The organism is Brevibacterium sp. FME37 (assembly GCF_014897485.1).
GTDB lineage: Bacteria > Actinomycetota > Actinomycetes > Actinomycetales > Brevibacteriaceae > Brevibacterium.
The window spans coordinates 152,140-173,315 of sequence record NZ_JABUYE010000006.1 but is presented as its reverse complement, the minus strand read 5'-3'; the positions used below and the strand labels follow the sequence as shown (position 1 = coordinate 173,315).

Genomic DNA, 21,176 nt, shown 5'->3' with positions numbered 1-21,176 from the left:
ATCCAAGCAGTAATGCTCGGATTGGCCGAAAGCCGAGGGCGTCCGCCCCTCAGCGACTCAGAAGGTGACTCAGAAGTCCCAGTCGTCGTCTTCCGTGTTCTCTCGGCCTTGCCGATGACGCAGGAGCATCCAGAACCGCAGAGGTCGTGGTTCGCTCTTGCCTCCCGGTCAGGGAGTCGACCGTTGAATTCTAGGCGGAGTTTACGGGCTCTTCATAAATAGGGCTGTAGGAGCCTACTCATTCCGCCAGCGTGGAGCAGTGATCGGATGAGGTAGTTGCTCCGGTTACGGAATCCCAACGCGATCCCACGCAGATGCTCCAGCCTGCCGTTGATCGCTTCCGTGGGCCCGTTCGAGGTTCCTGGGTGATCGAAGTAGGCAAGAATATCGGCACGCCTGCGTTGGAACGTTGTCCGTAGGCTCCGTAGCTCCTTCAACTCATCCGGGATCATCCCGGCCAGCTTGTCGATCAGCCCGGCCATGATTGCCTTGCCCTTCGCCGGTGCCGCAGCATAGGCGGCGATCGTGTCTTGGTAGAACTGCCAACACACCACCAAGGCAGCATGATCGTCGCCTGCGAAGACCGTGTTGAGTCGGTGTTTCTGCTTGTCTGAAAGGAGACTGACGCGGGTGCGTATGGTTTTCCTAATCCCGTACAAGGCGTCACCAGATCGGCCCCTGCGCCCGTGAATCTCGGTTTGGAGTCTCCTCCTCGTCTCATCGAGCTTGGTCCCGACAAGAGCGACGACATGGAAGGGGTCCATGACCGTGGTGGCGTCGGGGAGGACGTCGGTAGCGGCTTTCTTGTACCCGGCGAACGCGTCCATGGCGACGTGATCAATGCCAGTCCGGAACTTATCAGGCTGGTTGTTTAGCCAATCGGAAAACACCTCGGCCGAGCGTCCGGGAACAATGTCAAGCAACCGCGCTGGCTGGCTGGAGAGATCGACGATGACAGTGACCCATCGGTCGATGCCGCGGTGGGACCAACAGTGTTCATCGACACCGATCGTGGATACGCCATCGAGCCTGGTGGCATCGGCGAGCAACAACGTGGCGCCGAGGTCGAGGACAGCCGTGCACACGGTGTTCCACGAGGTTGCGAGGTTCTGCGCGATGACGTGGATACTCATTTTGTCGATGACAACGGACTTCAACGCCCACAGGCGAGCGGTGCGGGAGAGCTTCGACCGGCCGACGCATGCCTTCGCTGGCGACTGCGACCAGCGCTGGCGGCAGTTCGGACACTGGAACGTACGGATGCGGATGGCCAGCGTCACTGCAGTCAGCCCGATCGGAGGATGGACGAGCCGGCGGATCCTCGTCGATCGGACTCGTCCCCGCTGCTGGGCGCAGTCGCGGCATTCGGAGTTGTCGTCGGTGATCAGGCACAACACGGTCAGATGCCTGCCGGTGTGGTGCTGGCCGATGGCGGTGAGTCCGAGTTCGTTCAGACGGAGTGTGGTGTCAAGGCATGGCGGGGTAAAGTTGTGCATCAGGGACCTTGGGTCGTGATGGAGTCTTGAACACCTACATCATTGCACCCAGGGTCCCGTTTCTTGTGCTGCTTGAGGGTGGCTACCGCACCGCCCTATTTATGAAGAGCCAGTTTACGAGTTTCTACCTGGACCCATCGGGGATGAATGTGGTCAAGATTTGGGCAAATTCTGGGCCCTCGCTTCCCCTCTCACCGCACGTCGTCATGGTGCAACCACATCGCGACAGTCTTCTGTTGCTCGCCAAGGGAATACCCACGGCCACAGCCGTATGGCTCGTCGCCAAGCCCCCGGGCACACCTCGCCAACTGCACTTCCCCGCAACAACGCTTGAGGGTAGTGTGAATTCATGTTGAACGACTCCCAAGACTCCATGGAGAAAAATCGGGACGACCCTATTCCCGAAGGATTGAAGCTCGGAGCTCGTTTCACCGGCTACCTTCTGGTCATCGTCGCGGGGATCACCGTTGCGGGATTCCTGGCATTGCAAATGGCAGAAATCGTGATCCCCTTTCTGGCGGGACTGATACTTTCGGCCCTCCTGGTCCCATTGTCGTCGTTCCTGCAGCGGCATCGGTGGCCGAAGTGGCTGGCCGTGGTCACCGTCTGGGTCGTCGTCCTCGGCCTGCTGGCCGGACTCGTCCTCCTCATCACCTTCCAGATCAGAAGCGAGATTCCTGCGATCCAGAAACAGGTGGCGACGTCTCTGGACGCGGCGAAGCAGTTCTTGGCAACGCAGCCGTTCGGGCTGACCGAAGCCAAGCTCAACGATCTCGTCACCTCCTCGGGGCAGTGGTTGCAAGACAATGCTGCCGGACTCGGCTCGGGTGCCGCCGAAGTCGGCACTACAGCGGCTCACATCGTCGAAGGCGTCATCATCGTCTTGTTCGTGACGCTATTCGCACTGATCGACGGGAAAGGAATCTGGACCTGGGCAGTCCAGATATGGCCCCGGAAATCCCATCAGCGAATCATTGCAGCCGGAGACGCCGGTTGGAAGACCCTGTCGAGCTTCATTCGAATCCAACTCGTCGTCGCCGCCACCGATGCGGTCGGAATCGGCCTCGGTGCACTGATTCTGGGAGTGCCGCTGGCCGTACCGATCGCGACCGTTGTGTTCCTAGGAGCATTCGTCCCTTTTGTTGGAGCGATCATCGGCGGAGCGTTCGCAGTAGGTCTCTCACTAATGTTCAACGGATGGATTCACGCCGTCATCATGCTTGGCATCGTGATCCTCGTTCAACAAATCGAAAGCCACGTTCTTCAGCCCTGGTTGACCGGCTCACGAGTCAAAATTCACCCCTTAGCAGTGATCCTGGGCGTCACCGCGGGGGCTGCTCTTGCGGGCATTACAGGGGCATTCTTCGCGGTTCCTGTCATCGCTACTCTCAATTCAATGTTCAGAGCCGCGAAGAATCCGCCCACCGATCAGTCAGCGGCGAGTGCCCATCACACGATCAGCGATGCTGAAATGACCAACGACAGCGCTGGGAACGATCTCGAACCGAACGAAGACCGGTGAAGTCTGAGCTGATAACTCCGGGGTCACTTTCCAGCCAACGCAACTGCTGAAGGTTTGGTTGACTCCGGAGTTTGTGCCGCCAGAGCGACGGCCTTGTGGTGAACAGGCTCGTAATCAACCGGGGCCAGTTTACCCAATCTCCGTTGCCGACGCTTCCGGTGATAGGTCCGCTCAACCCAGTGCACGATCGCAGTCCGTAACCTCGCTCTTGTACCCCAACGGCCCCGATCAAGGACGTTCTTCTGCAACACGACGAGGAACGATTCCATTGCCGCATTATCACCAGCAACGCCGACCCTGCCCATCGAGCCGACTCGCCCATGATGCCGTAAAGCGTGCTGGAACTACCTGGGCCGAAATTGTGACCCGCGGTCGGTGGGGACGAGGCAGCCGGCAACGACTCGAGCCTCATTCGACAAAACCGGCGTAACTCGTGGTCGGACCGATCTCGGCGCTGGTCCCTCCACTCGCCTCGAACAGGTCGTGTCCGATCGAGGCCGGAGGTTGCCCGTATCAACCTGGGGCGAACGCTTTCGCATCGGCAGTGATATCGGCTGCGGTCTTTGTGACGACCAGTCTGGTGCCGGCCTGGGCCTTCACTCCGGCCCTTGTGAGGTCATGGCCGAGTGATCGGAATTCGCTTGCGTCGAACGCTTTGCCACCACTTCCTCATGCCGCCACCTTCTGTCCGTTGATGTTCTGGCACAGGTAGTCCCTGGTCCAGTTCGTGGTCCCGGACTCAGCCACAAGCACTTGAAGCTCGCGCTCCTTGAGGTGTGGCTCGTCGGGATTGTCGATGGTCTGGATGGTGTCTCCGCGGTGTCGGCCCGCGCTTCGGTGAAGGTTGTGCAGAACATGTTGGGCCACAATCAGGCGGCGGTCACTCTCGACGTATACGCCGACCTATTCAGTACCGATATGGACGATGTGGCGGCTCGGATTGATGCGGCCCGGAATCGGAGTGTGCTCAAAATGTGCTCAAACGACAATTCCGCGGCGACGGGTGAGTGAATAAACGAAAGCGGCCCACCCAAGCATTTCTGCCTGGATGGGCCGCTGACCCGGTGTTTTAGAAGTCCCAGTCGTCGTCTTCCGTCTGTTCGGCCTTGCCGATGACGTAGGAGGATCCTGATCCGGAGAAGAAGTCGTGGTTCTCGTCGCTGTTGGGCGAGAGGGACGCGAGGATCGCCGGGTTCACCTCGGTGACCTCCTTCGGGAACATCGCTTCGTACCCGAGGTTCATCAGGGCCTTGTTCGCGTTGTAATGGAGGAACATCTTGCAGTCCTCAGCCAGCCCCACTGAGTCGTAGAGGTCATGCGTGTAGGCGACCTCATTCTCGTAGAGTTCGAACATGAGGTTCATCGTGTAGTCCTTGAGCTCCTGCTTGCGCTCCTCGGACTGTGACTCCAAACCCTTCTGGTACTTGTAGCCGATGTAGTAGCCGTGGACAGCCTCGTCGCGGATGATGAGGCGGATGAGGTCGGCCGTGTTCGTCAGCTTCGCATGTGCAGACCAGTACATGGGCAGGTAGAAGCCCGAGTAGAAGAGGAATGACTCCAGCAGCGTGGAGGCAACCTTGCGCTTGAGCGGGTCATCGCCTCGGTAGTAGCTGAGGATGATGTCGGCCTTGGACTGCAGGTAGGTGTTCTCCCGCGACCAACGGAACGCTTCGTCGATCTCTTTCGTCGAGCACAGGGTTGAGAAGATCGATGAGTATGACTTCGCATGCACGCTCTCCATGAACGCGATGTTCGTCATCACTGCTTCCTCGTGCGGCGTCACTGCATCCGGAATCAGGGAGATCGCACCCACGGTGCCCTGAATCGTATCCAGCAATGTCAGACCCGTGAAGACGCGCATGGTCAGCGTCTTCTCCTCCTCGGTCAGCGTCGCCCATGAAGGGATATCGTTGCTCAGCGGCACCTTCTCAGGCAGCCAGAAATTTCCGGTGAGGCGGTCCCAGACGTCATCATCGACGGGATCGATGACACGATTCCAGTTGATGGCATCGACATGCGAAGCCAAAGTCAGGTTCTCCAACGTTTCCATCTCTCTTCCAAGTTGCAGGTACGTCATACGTACGTGTGGTCTGCCGTGCAGACTAAGAATGTTGAGTACCCGGAGCCTGTTGTGTGCGCAGGCTCGGGGTCATGAGTTCAGCGGGCCGGTTGTCACCGGCCCGCTGAACTCATCGGTCACAGCATGCAGGAAACGCAGCCATCGACCTCGGTACCTTCCAGCGCGAGCTGGCGCAGCCGGATGTAGTAGATGGTCTTTATGCCCTTGCGCCATGCGTAGATCTGCGCCTTGTTGATGTCACGAGTTGTGGCCGTGTCCATGAAGAACAAGGTCAGCGACAGTCCCTGGTCCACGTGCTTCGTGGCCTCGGCGTAGGTGTCGATGATCTTCTCATAGCCGATCTCGTAAGCATCCTGGTAGTACTTCAGGTTGTCGTTATCCATGAAGGGAGCCGGGTAGTAAACGCGCCCGATCTTGCCCTCCTTGCGGATCTCGACCTTCGAAGCCACGGGGTGGATCGATGACGTCGAGTTGTTGATGTAGGAGATCGACCCTGTGGGCGGAACAGCCTGCAGGTTCTGGTTGTAGATGCCGTGCTCAGCAACTGCAGCCTTGAGCTCACGCCAATCGTCCTGAGTGGGGATGTGCACGCCCGCCTCGGTGAACATCTCGGCCACACGCGAAGTGCGTGGTTCCCACACTTCGTCGGTGTACTTATCGAAGTACTCACCGCTTGCATACTTCGACCGCTCGAAGCCGGCGAAGGCGGACTTGCGTTCCTTCGCGATCTCCATCGACGCCCGCACACAGTGGTAGGCGACGGTGTAGAAGTACATGTTCGTGAAGTCGAGGCCCTCATCGGAGCCATAGTAGATATGCTCACGAGCGAGGTAGCCGTGGAGGTTCATCTGCCCGAGTCCGATGGCGTGAGACATGTCGTTGCCGCGAGCGATCGAAGGAACCGACTGGATGTCAGAGGTTTCCGCGACAGCAGTCAGTCCGCGAATCGCGGTCTCAATGGTCTGCCCGAAGCTATCGGAATCCATTGTGAGCGCGATGTTGAGAGAACCGAGGTTGCAGGAGATGTCCTTGCCGATGACATCATAGCCGAGATCGGAGTCGTACTGGCTGGGCTCGGAGACCTGAAGGATCTCGGAGCACAGGTTCGACATGATGATCTTGCCGTCGATCGGGTTGGCACGGTTGACCGTGTCTTCGAACATGACGTACGGGTAGCCGGACTCGAACTGGATCTCCGCCAAGGTCTGGAAGAACTCACGTGCGCTGATCTTGCTCTTCTTGATGGCGGCGTTGTCGACCATCTCTTCGTACTTCTCTGTCACGTTGACGTCAGAGAAGGGCATGCCGTAGACGCGTTCGACGTCGTAGGGGCTGAAGAGGTACATGTCCTCATTGCGCTTGGCCAACTCGAAGGTGATGTCCGGGATGACGACGCCCAGTGACAGGGTCTTGATCCGGATCTTCTCGTCGGCGTTCTCGCGCTTGGTATCGAGGAACTTGTAGATATCGGGGTGGTGAGCGTGGAGGTACACGGCACCGGCGCCCTGGCGCGCGCCCAACTGGTTGGCATAGGAGAAAGAGTCTTCGAGCAGCTTCATGACTGGGATGACACCTGAGGACTGGTTCTCGATCTTCTTGATCGGTGCACCGGACTCGCGGATGTTCGTCAGAGCGAAGGCCACACCGCCGCCGCGCTTGGACAGCTGCAGTGCGGAGTTGATGGAGCGACCGATCGACTCCATGTTGTCTTCGATACGCAGCAGGAAGCAGGAGACGAGTTCACCGCGCTGCTTCTTGCCTGCGTTGAGGAAGGTCGGCGTGGCCGGCTGGAAACGGCCGGCGATGATCTCGTCGACGAGCTGGGTGGCCAGCTTCTCGTCGCCGCGAGCCAAGAACAGTGCGACCATGACGACGCGATCCTCGAAGCGTTCGAGGTAGCGCTTTCCGTCAAAGGTCTTCAGCGTGTAAGAGGTGTAGAACTTGAAAGCACCGAGGAAGGTCTGGAACCGGAACTTAGCCGAGTAGGCGCGCTTCGAGAGCTCTTCGACGAAGTTGAAGGAGTACTGATCGAGGACTTCGGGTTCGTAGTATTCCTTCTCGACGAGGTAGTCGAGCTTCTCCTTGAGGTCATGGAAGAAGACGGTGTTGTTGTTGACATGCTGCAAGAAGTACTGCCTGGCAGCCTGTTTGTCACGCTCGAACTGGATACGACCATCCTGGTCGTACAGGTTCAGCATGGCGTTGAGCGCATGGTAGTCAAGATCCGTCTCTTCGCGGATGATGTCTTCTACATTGCGGTCTTCAGCGAGCTCGCGCACAGTTTGTCCAATCCTAAATTCACTGCTTCGACTTCCTCTGGGGTTCCGAGGAGTTCGACACGGTACAGCACGGGTACATTGCATTTTGCGGCCACCTTGTGTGCCGCGCGACAGTATTCTTCGCCGAAACTCGTATTTCCAGCGCCGACGACGCCGACGAGATGGCGTCGATTCGATTCGATATTGAGGAACTTGATCACTTGCTTGGGAACGGCACCTCTGTTGGCACCGGCACCGTAGGTGGGAGTCACGAGGACGAACGGTTCGTCGATCGTCAGCGTCTCTTCTTTCGTCAGGAGGGGAAGCCGGCGCGAGGGGTGCCTCAGCTTACTGACGAAGCGGTCGGTGTACTCAGAGCTGCTCGAGTAGTAGACCAGGAGCATGTCAGGCCACGACGGAAACCGAGGTCTGCTCGCCGGCCAGAGTGGCGATCTTGTCCGGGCGGAAACCTGACCAGTGGTCGTTGTCGGTGACAACGACGGGAGCCTGCATGTAGCCCATGGCCTTGACGACATCCAAGGCGTTCTCATCGACACTGAGATCGACCGATTTGTACTTCAGCCCTTTGGCATCAAGCGCACGGTACGTGGCGTTGCACTGGACGCAAGCTGGCTTGGTGTACACGGTGATCATCGCGACTCCTCATTTCTGCACTTCGGCTTAGATTTCACGGTATGTCCACGCCGGATCCTTGACCTTGACAATGACGAATATCACGTCAAGCAGGCCCGGGCATGACCACTAGATGTTGTGTTCGGGTTCGACTCTACCCCTATATCCAGTGTTACACCAGTGTTGTTTCGACCGTCCACACCCTGTGTTCAAACCGTCCACAGTCATCCACAAGTCATGAGTGACACCGATGTAGTTCGATCACCTGCGAGGACACTGGGCAGAGCGGTCGAAAAGCCACTTCCGGGCACCTCCCCCGACCCCGTTTTCCACACCTGTCCACAGATAAATTTTTCACCTGTGGGTGTTTTTTCGGCGTGTCACATTCGCTTCTGCTTCCACATGCCCGGGGTCCGTCTGCACTGTCGATTCCGCCTCCTTCTGCGCCCCTATTCCACGCCGTCACCCACTCCTGCAAGCCGGTCTCCTAAGGGTATGTGTCGGTACTGACACGACAGAGTCCAGTCCCGTGTCAGACTCAGCCCATATGCTTGTCTTGTCAGCCAGTTGAGATTCGAGAGGCCCCACCATGACGGCAACGGCACCCGCCAACACCCAAGAGATCGCACACGCTCAATCGATCCTCGGCGGTCTGGAATCCTATCTGGATCATTTCGTCGTCGGTCAGCAGCGCCTGCGCGAAAGCCTGCTCATCGGCCTCCTCTCCGGCGGTCATCTTCTCCTGGAGAGTGTTCCCGGCCTGGCCAAGACGACCGCGGCGGCAGCGCTGGCCAATGCTGTGGACGGTGAGTTCTCCCGCATCCAGTGCACACCCGACCTGCTTCCCGCCGACATCATCGGTTCTCAGATCTACAACGCCCACGAAGGCTCGTTCAATACAGTCCTGGGCCCCGTCCACGCCAACATCGTCCTCCTCGATGAGATCAACCGGTCGTCTGCGAAGACGCAGAGTGCCATGCTTGAAGCAATGCAGGAGAAGCAGACGACGATCGGCGGCCAACGGTTCGAACTTCCCCGCCCCTTCCTGGTCCTGGCCACTCAGAACCCGATCGAGCAGGAAGGCACCTATCAGCTTCCCGAAGCGCAGCTCGATCGGTTCATGATCAAGGACCTCCTCACCCATCCGAGCCCCAATGAGGAGATGGAGATCCTGGCCCGCCTCGATTCGGGCGTCTTCGACCGCGACTCCGTTCCGAAGCCCTCCTGCAACCTCGAGGACGTCGAGACGCTCCAGAACTATGCACGCACCATCTATGTCGACCCTTCGATCACCCGGTACCTTGTCGAGCTCGTCCATGCGACCAGGAACACCGCCAAGTATCTGGGCCGACTCGCCCCGTTCATCGAATATGGTGCCAGCCCCCGCGCCTCGATCGCCTTCACCAACGCGGGACGGTCCCTGGCGATGATCCGGGGTCGCAACTACGTCATCCCCGAAGACATCAAGGATCTGGCTCACCGCATTCTCGATCACCGCATCCAACTCAACTTCGAAGCCGCAGCGGAGAACATCACGAGCGCCCAAATCGTCGATGCCCTCCTCATGGCTGTCCCCACTCCCTGATCGGGTGCATCGATGACTGCTCTGCTCAATCGGATCAAAGCGCGGCTGACCATCCACGCGCACCGCCGGACCCGGCGGCTCCTCGATGGGGACTATTCTTCTGTCTTCCACGGCCACAGCCTCGACTTCGATGATCTGCGCGACTACATCCCCGGCGACGAGATTCGCGACATCGACTGGAAGGCCACGGCTCGACATTCGAACCCCCTGGTCAAACGCTACGTCGCCCATCGCAGACATATTCTTGCCCTCGTCGTCGACTCCTCTCGGAACTTCGACGCAGTAACCTCAGCCGGGGTCGACAAACGCCAGCTCGCGATCCTCATGGCCGGAATGACCGGCTATCTCGCCGTCCGCCATGGCGATGACGTGATGCTCATCCACGGCAGCGCAAAGCGCACCACGGCCTCCCCGCGAAAGGGCAGCGAGGCCCATCTGGAGAACCTGCTCCAGCAGATCCTTGCCGAAGCAGGTGCAGACGGCGAGGGTTCGATCGATAAGCAGCTGCAGTGGATCGCCACTCACGTCAACCACCGGATGCTCGTTGTCGTCATCTCCGACCAGGCGCCGCTCGGCGCGAAGGAAGAGGCCACGATCAAACGGCTGCGGGTACAGCACGAAATCCTGTGGATCACGATCACCGACGCGGACCTGGCACAGCTTCCGGCCGCCTCGGCCCCGTTCGACGTCTCCCGACCAGACGTCGGTCTGCCCACCTCTGTGATGGCCAACCCACACGTGCGCGCCGAATTCATGGCCGCCGAAGCGAACCGCAAGCAGCATCGGATCGATCTGCTCTCGAAACTCGGAATCTCCCACACCGAAATCGCCCACCCGGACCATGCGCTGGGAAGCCTCCACACTCTTCTGCTGAGGCACCGCCGTGGGCCCCGCTGAGCTCGTCGGGCCGCTGGAGATCTCGGTCTGGTGGTATGTTGCCGCCGCATTCGTTCTTCTCGCCGCCGTCTTGAATCTGTTTGCCCCGCTGCTGCGTGTGGCGGCCGGATCGGGAGAGAAGTCCCAGCCGCGGATTCCCATTCCTGTCCGCAGCACCTACATGTCCCGGATCGCGACAGTCGAGTCGAAATTGGGTGCAGGCGACGCCGATGTCCGAGACTCGGCTCGGGAATTGGCGAAGATCGTGCGTGAGTTCGCTCGTGACGCATGGGGAGTCAAAGCCGAACACCTCACCTACCGAGATGCGGCAGTGGCCGGACTCGACGACCTCGCCGAGTCCTTGTCAGGTCTTTACGAAGCAGAATTCGCTGAGAACGACGCCCATGATCTGGGCCCCCAGATCGCCGATGCCAGAAAGTTGGTGGCTCGATGGTCCTGATGTTCTGGTGGCTGGCCCTCGTCCTCCTTGTGCTTGCTGGGGCCACAGTCTTCTTCTTTCGCAGACCCAAGGCCACCGCGTCATCACTGGCCGTGGCTCACAGCGCACGCATGACGAGCCTGCCCAGCTTCCGCAAAGCCATGCGGACCCGTCTGCTCACGACGGTCGCATTCCTCGCAGTCATCGCCCTCACCGGACTCTCCACTCTCGCCGGAATCTCCCGACCTGCATGGGTCGAAACAGTCAATCCGGAGAAGAAACTGCGTGACGTCATGCTCTGCCTCGACGTGTCCGGCTCGATGCTCGGATACGACGCCGACCTCCTTGAGGCCTACCAGGAGCTCGTCGACCGGTTCGACGGTGAACGCATCGGCATGACCGTTTTCAACGCAACCGCGGTTTCCGCGTTCCCGCTCACCGATGACTACGACATGGTCCAGAACTATCTCAAGGAAGCCGAAGAAGGGTTCCGCACATGGGGCTCGGAAGGCACCGACTACTCATGGTCGACCTCACCGCCCAACATCGGCGGCTCCTCCCTCATCGGAGACGGACTCGTCTCCTGCATAGACAACTTCGACCGACAAGATGAGAAGCGTTCTCGTTCGATCATCTTCGCCACCGACAACATGCTCGCCGGTGACCCGTTGTTCGAGCTCGACGAGGCGACCGACGTTGCAGTGGAGTCCAAGGTTCGGGTCTACAGCCTCTCTCCCCCATCGGTGCTGGCGAAAACGCAGACCAAGGAACTGAAATCGGTCTCCGATCGCACCCGAGGCAAACAGTTCGACATGGGGTCGGCCTCAACGATCGATCGCATCGTCGCCGAGATCCAGAGCCAGGAGGCTGAGAACACTCCGGGCCGTTCCTACACCATCGTCCATGACATGCCGGCTGTCCCCCTCGGGATCGCGGTCTTCGGCCTCGCCGGTGTCTTCGTTCTGGCGTGGAGGACGAAATCATGATCTTTGATCCCGTCTTCACCTGGTTCGGCTGGGGGTTCCTCGTCCTCGCCCTGCTGACCGTGTGCATCATTCCGACTGTGCGCGGTGATGGTCCCCGCTGGAAATGGTTCGCACGCATTGGCATCGTCGCCGTGCTCGCACTCGCCCTGGCCCGACCGGGCATTCCCATCAAATCCTCGACCGAGGAATACGAGGCGGCCGCCGATGTCTATTTCCTCGTCGATACGACGACGTCCATGGCTGCCGAGGACTATGACGGTGACAAGACCCGCCTCGAAGGTGTGAAGAAGGACATGCTCGAGCTGGCCAAGCAGTTCCCCGGCACCAGACTGAGCATCATCACTTTCGCTTCGACCGCCTCGACGGTCATGCCTCTGACCACGGATCATGCGGCGTTCGCCTCCGCTGTGGACGTGCTCAGCCCAGAGTTGTCCTTGAATTCGAATGGGTCCTCCATCACCGAAGCGGGTGCTGAACTGGATAAACGAATGAAATCCAACGACGAGGATCGTCCCGAGAACAAGAACCTCGTCTTCTACTTCGGTGACGGTGAGCAGACCGCTCAAACCTCCGTCGATTCGTGGTCGTCATTCGCCTCCCGCATCGACAGCGGTGCAGTGTTCGGATATGGCACTTCTCAGGGCGGGAAGATGAAGGAGCCCCAACCTTTCGGATACGGGTCGAGCCCCGGCGATGAACCCGGACTCGGCGATCCGAATGATCCCGGCGGGGCCGGAGATGGTGACGGGTCCGCGGGAACGAACGATGAGTACATTCGCGATGGCCAGAGCAATCCCGGGATCTCAAAGATCGACGAGGCCAACCTCAAACAGCTCGCAACCGACCTCGGGGAGAAATACCACCACCGTGATGGCGAAGCTTCGATGTCGAGTGTGTACACAGCACCGAAGTACGATCAGACACTGGTCAAGAAGGACGGACGGGTCACCGTCGACGAATACTTCTGGGTCCCCCTGATCCTCGTGTTCGCCTGGATCGCGGTCGAAATGGTCTTCGGAGTCCGCGAACTCCTTCGGCTGCGGACCATTGCTCTCACACGGAAAGGAGGCCGTCCATGAACCGGATCACTCGCACCTGGTCGACGATGCGCCGCCTTTCTCGCATCAACCTCATCATCGGGTCCGCCCTTCTGCTCGTCTTCGGCTATGTGGCTGTGACCCTCTACTTCGGGGCAGCCTCGCAGGTCCGGTACGTGTCCAACGATTTCCCCGGAGCGAAGAAGGCCTCTACCGCGTTCCTCACACTCAGCCCGATTCAACGCCATATCGGCTACTACAATCGCGGTACTGCGGAAGCGGCAGTCGGCGACTTCGAAATGGCTGAGACCGACCTCGAATCCGCCCTCGAGATCGCTCCCCTTCGTGACGAGTGCGCCGTGCGAATCAACCTGTCCTACGTGTATGAGAAACGCGCCGACGAAGTCGCAGATCAGGATCCTGATCAGTCGGACGAACTCTACGACCAATCCCTGAAGACTCTGAAAGACGCTCCCAAGGAGTGCCAGCCCAAGAAGAGCGAAGAGAAGCACAAGAGCGACGAAGCCAAGAAGCGCGTCGAGGACAAGAAAGCGGGAGAGAAGTCGAAGCAGGAAGGCTCCGACAGCGACGACACCGATAGCTCCGAGGACGAGGATCAGCAGAACGGCGACTCCGGAGATGACTCGAAGAAGGACGAGAAGCAGGACTCCGGCGAAGACGATGAGAAATCAGATGACTCTGAAGGGAAATCTGAGAAGGAGAAGAAGCGCGAGGAGCTGAAGAAGCGCGGCGAAAGCTCGGAGCGCGACCAGCAACAGCAGGGCCCGGGTGGACAGGGCGGTCGCTCTGCCCCGGACAAGCCGTGGTGAGGCAACTGTGAAATCATGAGGCCATGAACTCTCCGGACAACTCAGCTGGCAGCACTTCGACCCCGCGACTGCGGGCCTCGCTGGAGACATTCCCGCCGTATGTTCCGGGGAAGGCTCCCAAGCGAATCGACGGACTCGTCCCGTTCAAGCTCTCCTCGAACGAGAACTACCTTCAGCCGCTGCCAGCGGTCACCGACGCCATGGTCACTCACGCGCAAAACCCTGCTCTGTACCCCGATGATGGCGCACTGCGTCTGCGCACGGAACTGGCCGACCGTCTCGGAGTCAGCATCGATGAACTCGTTGTGACCACCGGCGCCAGCGAACTACTCGTGGCACTGACCCAGATCACTTCTGACTCCACCACAGAAGCGATCTATCCCTGGCCGTCATTTGAAATGTATCCCCAGACCACCGGGCTGGCCGGATCGAAACGGATCGAAGTGCCGGTGCGCACCGACGGTCGACACGACCTCGACGCCATGGCAGCGGCGATCACCGATCGGACCAGCCTCATCATTCTCTGCTCCCCGAACAATCCGACGGGACCGGCTCTTCGCGACGACGAGGTCCGTCAGTTCCTCACCCAGGTGCCCGAGCATGTGCTCGTCGCCCTCGACGAGGCCTATTGGGAGTTCGCTACCGCCGAGGGAGTCGTCAACGGCGTTGACCTTGTGGCCGATTTCCCCAATGTCGTCCTGGTCAGGACGTTCTCCAAGGCTCACGCGCTGGCTGGATTGCGGGTCGGATACGGCCTCGCTCATAAAGCTGTGATCCAAGGGCTGCTGAAAGCGGTCATTCCCTTCGGAGTCACCGACATGAGTCAGGCTGCTGCACTGGAGTCGCTGCGTCACAGCGATGAGGTCGACGTTCGTGCTAAGGAGATCGCGGCTGTTCGCGACGACTTCGCACACGCGCTGCGCGAGCAGGGCTGGGACGTTCCTGAGGCGCAGGGCAATTTTGTGTGGCTGCCGCTGGGGCCGCTGTCCTCAACCTTTGAAGATGCCTGCGTGGAGCAGGCTGTTGCGGTGCGCAACCTCGGCGATGGGGTGCGAATCAGCATTGGGGAACGGGAAGGACTCGACCGGGTGCTCGCAGTCGCCTCCGCTTTCTACGCCGAGCATTTCAGCTGAGTAGCTTGGGTCGGCTGAGCACCTTGAGTTGGCTGGTCAGCTGAGTGAGGCGAGCTGAATCGGCTGTGCTGGTTTGCCCTGGTCCCCGAAAAATGGGCCGGGGTAGCTTATGCTTCTCAGAGTTCTGCGAGCTCAAGGGCCAGGGCCACGGCCTGGACCGATTCTGCCCGTGTGAGGTCGCGGCCCAACAGTGTCTCGATCTTCGCCATTCGTGCACGCACTGTGTGCCGGTGGATGCCGAGCTCGGCCGCGACCGCATCTCGCACTCCCCCAGCAGCGATGAAGGAACGCAGCGTCAGCAGCAGGTCCTGCTCGTCGCGCGAAGCCAGGAGCGTGCCCAGGACTCGGTCGACGAACCTCTGCGCCGCTGACCCATCGATCGACGACAGCAGAGCACGCACATCCGAGTTCGCGCTTTCGTGCTGCGTCCGCCACACGGTCCATGTGTGGTGGACTTTTGTCAACGGGATCATCTTCGCAAACAGCCGATCCAGTCCGGTGACGTCCGCAACCCGGTCGACCGCGCTAGTCTCATCGACCGCGTTGACGTCCTGGACTGTGCGAACCTCATCGACCGCACTCCTTTGACCGGCTGCACCCACCTCATCGACTGCACTCTCAAATTCGGCGGCGGGTTCGCCAGCATCCAAATGGCTGAGATCCGCGTTCCGAGTGCTGGCTTCGATGACGCCGAGCATCGCACCAGCACGAACCAGAAGCGTCCCGGCACCCAGGTCCCCCATCAGCGTCTCTGGAACCTCACCGCGCACGTTGCCGAAGACGCTGAGCTTCACACGCGCGACCGGAGCCAGACCAGTCTGCTCAACCCACTCGGCGCGGGCCTCTCCAGCCGCCAAGGGAGTGGTGAATAGCTGAGACTCCGATCGCCGAGGCGACACCTCAGTGATGCTCAGACTCAGCAATGCAGCTGCAGTGGAGAGCAACAGGGTGCGGGTACGGGAATTGCCGGCCACCTCGGCGGGGGCAAGGATCCACCCCCGCACCTGCTCGTCTCCGACCGGAACGGCCTCGACGATTCCCGCCTCGGTGCGCAGAAGACGTGGTGCCATGGAGGGTTTGAGAGACTCGGCAATCAGCTCGTGACGCACCAGATTCTCTGCATCGGTTCCGGTCAGCCCCCTTCCTGTGGGTGAGACGAATCGAACGTCCGTGCCCAGAGTGCTGGCCAGATCAGCGACGAGCGCGGCAGGGCCTTGGTGAGCGAGGTCGGTGGCGAATCGACGTCCGGCGTTGCTGGCCCGCGTGAGCTCTCGAGTCGTCTCCTCCTCACGCATCCGGGTGAAGGCATCGACGACGGCGACGAAGGGGACAGGCTCTGGGACCCCGAAGAGTGGAAGACCCTGAGCCCTGGCGTGCTCGATCAGCACCGGTGGGATCTCCTGCCACGGCAAGGCGGAGCCAAGACCGATGCCAAGTGCATGGACGCCCACACGTTTGAGACGAGTGACATAGTCGCCCACGCCGTCACCGCCGAGGTCTTGGCCGACACCGATCGTGAGCAGGACCTCTCCCCCGGCCAACCATTCGTCGACCGCGGGCAGCTCCGAGGAGTGCACGATCGTGACGTCATCTGATCGGGCGCTCGGCGAATCGACGACGACGTCGAGCGCGAGTTCTTGACGTGCCCAGAGCTGACCCAAAGTGACCATGAAATCCATACTATCCGCGGTGGATACTCGATTCACCAATTCATCCATGATGGATATCGGTGTTGTGTGAGCCACGTCCTAGGCTGATGGCAATCACAAACCACTGAGAATAACCATGCACTGCCGATTGCAGTCAGTCACTACAGAGCGCAGTCAGTCACTACAGAGCGCAGTCACGATTTCGAAGGAGAGCCAATGTCGACTCAACCCCTAGGGCCAGCCGATTACAGCCAGACACCACGCTTCGCGGGACCACCGACCTTCGGTCTGCTGCCGCGCATCGACGAGGTCGAAGCGCAGCGGCCGGGCGAGAAGATCGATGTCAAGATCCTCGGCGTCCCCTTCGATGCCGGTGTCAGCTACCGTCCGGGTGCCCGTTTCGGTCCCGCTCACATCCGTCAGTCCTCGAAGCTGCTGCGCCCCTACAACCAGGCCACGAACGTCCACCCATTCACCTGGCAACAGGTTGCCGACTGCGGTGACTTGGGTGTCAATCCCTTCGACATCGAAGAGGCCATCACCGAAGTCGAACGCACCTCCGATGAGATGCGCGCCGATGGAGCGAAGCTGCTCACCCTTGGCGGCGACCACACCCTGGCCCTGCCGAACCTGCGTTCCCTGCACAAGACACACGGCAAGATCGCGGTCCTGCACTTCGACGCACACCTCGACACGTGGGACACCTACTTCGGTGCTCCCTACACGCACGGGACTCCGTTCCGCCGCGCCAGCGAAGAAGGCCTGCTCGACCTCGAATCCTGCATGCATGTGGGCATCCGCGGACCTCTCTACGGCAAAAAGGACCTGGAGGACGATGCGGTGCTCGGCTTCCAGATCATCCGCAGCGACGACTACCAGTTCACATCTGTCCAGGAAGTCGTGGCCCGGATCCGCAAACGCCTCGGCGATGCACCTGTCTACCTGTCCGTCGACATCGATGTCCTCGACCCTGCTGCTGCGCCGGGCACCGGAACCCCTGAGGCCGGGGGCATGACGAGCCGTGAATTGCTCAACTCGATTCGCGGGCTGCAAGGGCTCAACGTCGTCGGTGCCGAGATCGTCGAAGTGGCACCCGCCTACGACCATGCCGAAATCACCGGGCTCGCTGCGGCCCACGTCGGCTACGAAATGCTATCCCTGTGGGCTGCCGAGGCCAATGGTCTCACCGGCCCCACGGGTCCCAGCGGCGAAGCCCTCGGAGTCTGATGATGGCAGATGACAACAAAGACATCGCTGGCGAGGAATTCCGCAACGGCGGTCGGGCCATCGTCGCGACCCTGGCCGCCCACGGGGTCGACACGATCTTCGGGATCCCCGGCACTCACAACCTTGAGTTCTACCGGCACCTGAACGGATTCGGCATCCGTGCCATCACGCCCCGCCACGAACAGGGCGCCGGCTACGGTGCCGACGGGTATTTCCTCGTCTCCGGCAAACCCGGGGTCGTCATCACCACCTCGGGCCCGGGCCTGACGAATGTCATCACGGCTGCGGCGACCGCCTATGCGGAGTCCCGCCCGATGCTCATCCTCTCCCCCGGTGTTCCCACCGGAATGGAGCGCGCCGACGTCGGAATGCTGCATGAGACGAAGGACTCGTCCGGGGCACTGAACCGCCTGCTGGTCTCCTCCCAGCGCACCCGCACGGCCGAAGGTGCCGCCCAGGCCGTCGCCGAGGCGTTCGCCATGTTCTCCTCTTCTCGCCCGGGACCCGTCCACATCGAGGTTCCCCTCGACGTGCTCGAAGGTGTCTGGAACGGCAGCGTGCCGACTCAGATCCCGGGTCGTCGTCCGGGTCTTGATGCTCATGTCATCTCCCGTGCCGCCGAGGCGGTCGGCAGTGCAGCTCGTCCGTTCATCGTCGCCGGCGGCGGGGCGCGCAGAGCAAGTGCGGAGGTCAGGGCCTTTGCTGAGCTTCTCGATGCGCCCGTGGCCACGACCGCCAACGGTAAGGGCATCGTCTCCGAGGACCATCCTCTGTCCTTGGGCTCCAACGTCCGCTTCCCCAGCGTCCAGGAAGAGTCCGCGGCCGCCGATGTGCTCATCGTCCTCGGTTCTGAACTCGCCGACTCCGACCTGTGGGGCGGACTCATCGGAGCCCAGACCTCGGCCGGGATCCGTGATGAGAACTCCGAGCAGATCGTCATCCGCTGCGACATCGATCCTGATCAGTTGGGCAAGAACCTAGGTGGGGACATCCTCGCCTGCGCAGACGTGGGGGAATTCCTCACCGCGCTGAGGACCGAGCTGAAGCAGGATATGGCCACAGCCACTTCGGCGGGATCGGACGATCCCAACGGCAGCACCACCTCGGCGAGGGAACAGGGTGCAACGCGCAGCGGAGCCAAACGTGTCGCTGACATCCGCGGCTCTTGGGGTTCGGACTTCGACTTCGAATCCATCGGTGCTCGCGTCACGCGCCTCGTCGAACAAGGTGCAGGTTCAAACGTGGTGGTCGCCGGGGACTCGTCCCAGGTGACGTACGACGGATCGGTGCATGCGCTCAATGCGAGCACACCCGATCAACTGCTCTACATGCCCGGCTTCGCGACCTTGGGCTACGGGATCCCCGCAGCCATCGGAGCGAAACTGGCCGACAATGCTCGCCCAGTGACCTGCATCCTCGGAGACGGGGCGGCCATGTTCTCGATCCAGGAGCTGATGACAGCCAGCGAACTGGGGTTGGGGATTCCCTTCGTCATCGTCGACAACGGCGGATACGCCGAAATCGAGGCTCAGATGGTCGACCGGAGCATGGAGCCGTTCGCGGTCAAGCTCGCCCGTCCCGACTTCGCGGCCCTGGGCCAGTCCATGGGCGGGGCCGGAATCACGATCGCTGAGGCCGATATCGACGAACAGCTTCCGGCTGCCGTCGCCGAGGCGCTCGCACGAACCGTGCCCACCACCATTCACATCACTGCCGGGTGCTGAAGCACCCACTGAACCGATTGCTCGCGCAATCAATCAAGAAAGGGTCGACGTGGACTCTCTAGTCGTCATCATCTACCTCGCTGCCATGGTGGGATTCGGAATCTGGGGCCGGTACAAGGCGAAGAACCAGGACGATTTCCTCGTCGCCGGCCGGCGTCTGGGTGGATGGCTGTACACGGGCACGATGTCCGCAGTCGTCCTCGGCGGCGCCTCAACGATCGGCGGCGTCGGTCTGGGCTACACCTCGGGGCTGTCGGGCATGTGGCTCGTCTTCAGCATCGGCCTAGGCATCATCCTGCTCTCGCTGCTGTTCGCTCCACGGATTCAGAAACTGGAGATCTACACGGTCTCGCAGATGCTGGAGCTGCGTTACGGGAAGGGCTCCCGCCTGGTTTCGGGCGCGATCATGACCGCCTACGGACTGATGATCTCGACGACGTCGACGGTCGCCTATGCCACGATCTTCCACGCACTCTTCGACCTCAATAAGTTCTGGTCGGTGCTCATCGGAGGTGGCATCGTCATCCTCTATTCGATGCTCGGCGGCATGTGGTCGATCACGCTGACCGACTTCGTGCAGTTCTTCATCCAGACCATCGGCATCTTCCTCATCATGCTGCCGATCGTGCTGAGCAAGTCCGGCGGCATCACAGAATTGTTCGCATCACTGCCAGCCGAACAGACCAGTCCGGTGGGCATCGGCTGGGAGGCGATCCTGGGCTACATCCTCATCTACACGCTGGGACTGCTCATCGGCCAGGATATCTGGCAGCGCGTGTTCACCGCACGCAGCCCGGGGGTGGCCAGGTGGGGCGGGCTCTCCGCCGGCGTCTACTGCCTCTTCTACGCGGTGGCCGGTGCACTCATCGGAATGGCCGCGACCAAGATCGTGCCCGGCATCGAAGTCCAAGATGATGTCTTCGTCGCCGTCGTCGATGCCGCAATGTCACCTCTGATGGGCGGACTCGTCCTCGCCGCGGCACTGGCGGCCATGATGTCCACGGCCTCGGGCTCGCTCATGGCGGCTGCAACTGTCTGCCGCCAAGACATTGTCGAGCCGGTGCTGGCTCGTAAGGATGTCACACCGGTGACCGGCGGTTCGGGTGCGGGCGACAGTGCCGCCGCGGGTGGCGCGAAGTCGACACTGGTGAAGTCCCTGGTGCGCGAGACCGGCGACGAGATCCGCGATTCGCGCATCTACCTCATCGGCCTCGGCCTCGTCACCCTCATCCTCGCCATGATCATGCCCAGCGTCGTCGAGGCCTTGACGGTTGCCTACAACCTGCTGGTGGCGGGCCTGTTCATTCCCATCCTCGGCGGCCTGATCTTCAAGCGCGGCACCATCGTCGGAGTCATGGCCGGCATGATCTTGGGTGCGATCACCACGATCGTCATCATGATCACGATGGGCATCTACTCAAGCGAGGCCATCTACCTGGGTCTCATCGCGTCACTTCTCGGCTACGTCATCGGTTCCCTGGCATCGAAGCCGACACCACCGGAGGTCATGGCTGCATGGAAGAAACGCCTGAACCGCTAGGGCCTTCGCCCTGCCAACCGCCGGCCATCAGTCACCCACATGCTGGTCCGCAGCGCGGCCCGCCATCAAAGAACGCACGCTGCATCGAAACACTCATGCACGCGTGCGTTCTTTGACGCTCGTCCCAGTTTTCGACGCAGCCACTGCCTTGTGGCCCAGCG

18 protein-coding genes and 1 pseudogene are annotated in these 21,176 nt (G+C 60.8%); 12 read left to right on the top strand and 7 right to left on the bottom strand.

The genetic code is table 11. The annotated features are described in order from the left end of the window. Positions 1 to 212: 212 nt before the first annotated feature. Positions 213 to 1,496 carry an ISL3 family transposase gene (locus tag INT29_RS09480; RefSeq protein ID WP_101571387.1) on the bottom strand — a complete coding sequence of 428 codons (1,284 nt, stop codon included), beginning with the start codon at positions 1,494 to 1,496 and terminating at the stop codon, positions 213 to 215. A gap of 349 nt (positions 1,497 to 1,845) precedes the next feature. On the opposite strand from INT29_RS09480, the gene INT29_RS09475 reads away from it, so the two are divergent. Continuing rightward, positions 1,846 to 3,018 (top strand): AI-2E family transporter, encoded by a 1,173-nt coding sequence (locus INT29_RS09475; RefSeq protein WP_101572995.1) that lies wholly within the window; start codon positions 1,846 to 1,848, stop codon positions 3,016 to 3,018. Between the two features lie 23 nt (positions 3,019 to 3,041). Here the strand turns inward: INT29_RS09475 and INT29_RS20095 are convergent. Beyond that, positions 3,042 to 3,410 (bottom strand): annotated as a pseudogene (locus INT29_RS20095) (hypothetical protein); the annotation flags it as partial. A gap of 361 nt (positions 3,411 to 3,771) precedes the next feature. Between INT29_RS20095 and INT29_RS09470 the strand changes: the two are divergent. Further along, entirely contained in the window at positions 3,772 to 4,029 is a 258-nt protein-coding gene (locus INT29_RS09470) for a hypothetical protein (protein ID WP_226830896.1), read from the top strand. Between the two features lie 58 nt (positions 4,030 to 4,087). On the opposite strand, the gene nrdF is transcribed toward INT29_RS09470, so the two are convergent. The 4 genes from nrdF to nrdH all read right to left on the bottom strand — a co-directional run bounded on the left by nrdF (position 4,088) and on the right by nrdH (position 8,010). After that, on the bottom strand, positions 4,088 to 5,068 hold the full coding sequence (gene nrdF, locus INT29_RS09465; RefSeq protein ID WP_101572999.1) for a class 1b ribonucleoside-diphosphate reductase subunit beta: 981 nt from the start codon (positions 5,066 to 5,068) through the stop codon (positions 4,088 to 4,090). A gap of 146 nt (positions 5,069 to 5,214) precedes the next feature. Beyond that, positions 5,215 to 7,341 (bottom strand): class 1b ribonucleoside-diphosphate reductase subunit alpha, encoded by a 2,127-nt coding sequence (gene nrdE, locus INT29_RS09460; protein ID WP_257930185.1) that lies wholly within the window; start codon positions 7,339 to 7,341, stop codon positions 5,215 to 5,217. Between the two features lie 5 nt (positions 7,342 to 7,346). After that, entirely contained in the window at positions 7,347 to 7,760 is a 414-nt protein-coding gene (nrdI, locus tag INT29_RS09455) for a class Ib ribonucleoside-diphosphate reductase assembly flavoprotein NrdI (protein WP_101573003.1), read from the bottom strand. Position 7,761: 1 nt separating this feature from the next. Beyond that, positions 7,762 to 8,010 carry a glutaredoxin-like protein NrdH gene (gene nrdH, locus INT29_RS09450; protein ID WP_092106910.1) on the bottom strand — a complete coding sequence of 83 codons (249 nt, stop codon included), beginning with the start codon at positions 8,008 to 8,010 and terminating at the stop codon, positions 7,762 to 7,764. Positions 8,011 to 8,578: 568 nt separating this feature from the next. On the opposite strand from nrdH, the gene INT29_RS09445 reads away from it, so the two are divergent. Genes INT29_RS09445 through INT29_RS09415 form a run of 7 tightly spaced genes read left to right on the top strand, consistent with a single transcriptional unit; the run spans position 8,579 to position 14,875 of the window. Further along, entirely contained in the window at positions 8,579 to 9,574 is a 996-nt protein-coding gene (locus INT29_RS09445) for an AAA family ATPase (RefSeq protein ID WP_101573005.1), read from the top strand. 12 nt (positions 9,575 to 9,586) lie between these two features. Next, positions 9,587 to 10,471, top strand: coding sequence for a DUF58 domain-containing protein (locus INT29_RS09440; RefSeq protein WP_101573008.1), 885 nt, complete (start codon positions 9,587 to 9,589; stop codon positions 10,469 to 10,471). Next, positions 10,458 to 10,910, top strand: a complete 453-nt coding sequence (locus INT29_RS09435) for a hypothetical protein (RefSeq protein ID WP_101573010.1) — start codon at positions 10,458 to 10,460, stop codon at positions 10,908 to 10,910. Before INT29_RS09440 ends, INT29_RS09435 begins: the two co-directional genes overlap by 14 nt. Next, a complete protein-coding gene (locus INT29_RS09430) occupies positions 10,901 to 11,875 on the top strand; it encodes a vWA domain-containing protein (protein WP_101573012.1) in 975 nt (324 codons plus the stop codon). The genes INT29_RS09435 and INT29_RS09430 overlap by 10 nt, the downstream gene beginning before the upstream one ends. Beyond that, complete coding sequence (locus tag INT29_RS09425) at positions 11,872 to 12,954, top strand: vWA domain-containing protein (RefSeq protein ID WP_101573014.1); 1,083 nt, start codon at positions 11,872 to 11,874, stop codon at positions 12,952 to 12,954. Before INT29_RS09430 ends, INT29_RS09425 begins: the two co-directional genes overlap by 4 nt. Beyond that, positions 12,951 to 13,742, top strand: coding sequence for a tetratricopeptide repeat protein (locus INT29_RS09420; protein WP_193071481.1), 792 nt, complete (start codon positions 12,951 to 12,953; stop codon positions 13,740 to 13,742). Before INT29_RS09425 ends, INT29_RS09420 begins: the two co-directional genes overlap by 4 nt. 23 nt (positions 13,743 to 13,765) lie before the next feature. Continuing rightward, positions 13,766 to 14,875: a histidinol-phosphate transaminase gene (locus tag INT29_RS09415; RefSeq protein ID WP_101573018.1), complete on the top strand. Its 1,110-nt coding sequence runs from the start codon at positions 13,766 to 13,768 to the stop codon at positions 14,873 to 14,875. Positions 14,876 to 14,991: 116 nt separating this feature from the next. Here the strand turns inward: INT29_RS09415 and INT29_RS09410 are convergent, their stop codons facing one another. Continuing rightward, positions 14,992 to 16,545, bottom strand: a complete 1,554-nt coding sequence (locus INT29_RS09410; protein WP_101573123.1) for a PucR family transcriptional regulator — start codon at positions 16,543 to 16,545, stop codon at positions 14,992 to 14,994. A 195-nt stretch (positions 16,546 to 16,740) separates the two neighbouring features. Here INT29_RS09410 and speB point away from each other — a divergent pair, with 195 nt between their 5' ends. The 3 genes from speB to INT29_RS09395 are packed head-to-tail and all read left to right on the top strand — an operon-like array spanning position 16,741 to position 21,015. After that, the gene (gene speB, locus INT29_RS09405) at positions 16,741 to 17,751 is read left to right on the top strand and encodes an agmatinase (RefSeq protein ID WP_101573020.1); all 1,011 of its coding nucleotides are present in this window, start codon (positions 16,741 to 16,743) and stop codon (positions 17,749 to 17,751) included. Continuing rightward, positions 17,751 to 19,475 (top strand): thiamine pyrophosphate-binding protein, encoded by a 1,725-nt coding sequence (locus INT29_RS09400; RefSeq protein WP_193071480.1) that lies wholly within the window; start codon positions 17,751 to 17,753, stop codon positions 19,473 to 19,475. The genes speB and INT29_RS09400 overlap by 1 nt, the downstream gene beginning before the upstream one ends. A gap of 49 nt (positions 19,476 to 19,524) precedes the next feature. After that, positions 19,525 to 21,015, top strand: a complete 1,491-nt coding sequence (locus tag INT29_RS09395) for a sodium:solute symporter (protein ID WP_193071479.1) — start codon at positions 19,525 to 19,527, stop codon at positions 21,013 to 21,015. Positions 21,016 to 21,176 lie beyond the last annotated feature (161 nt).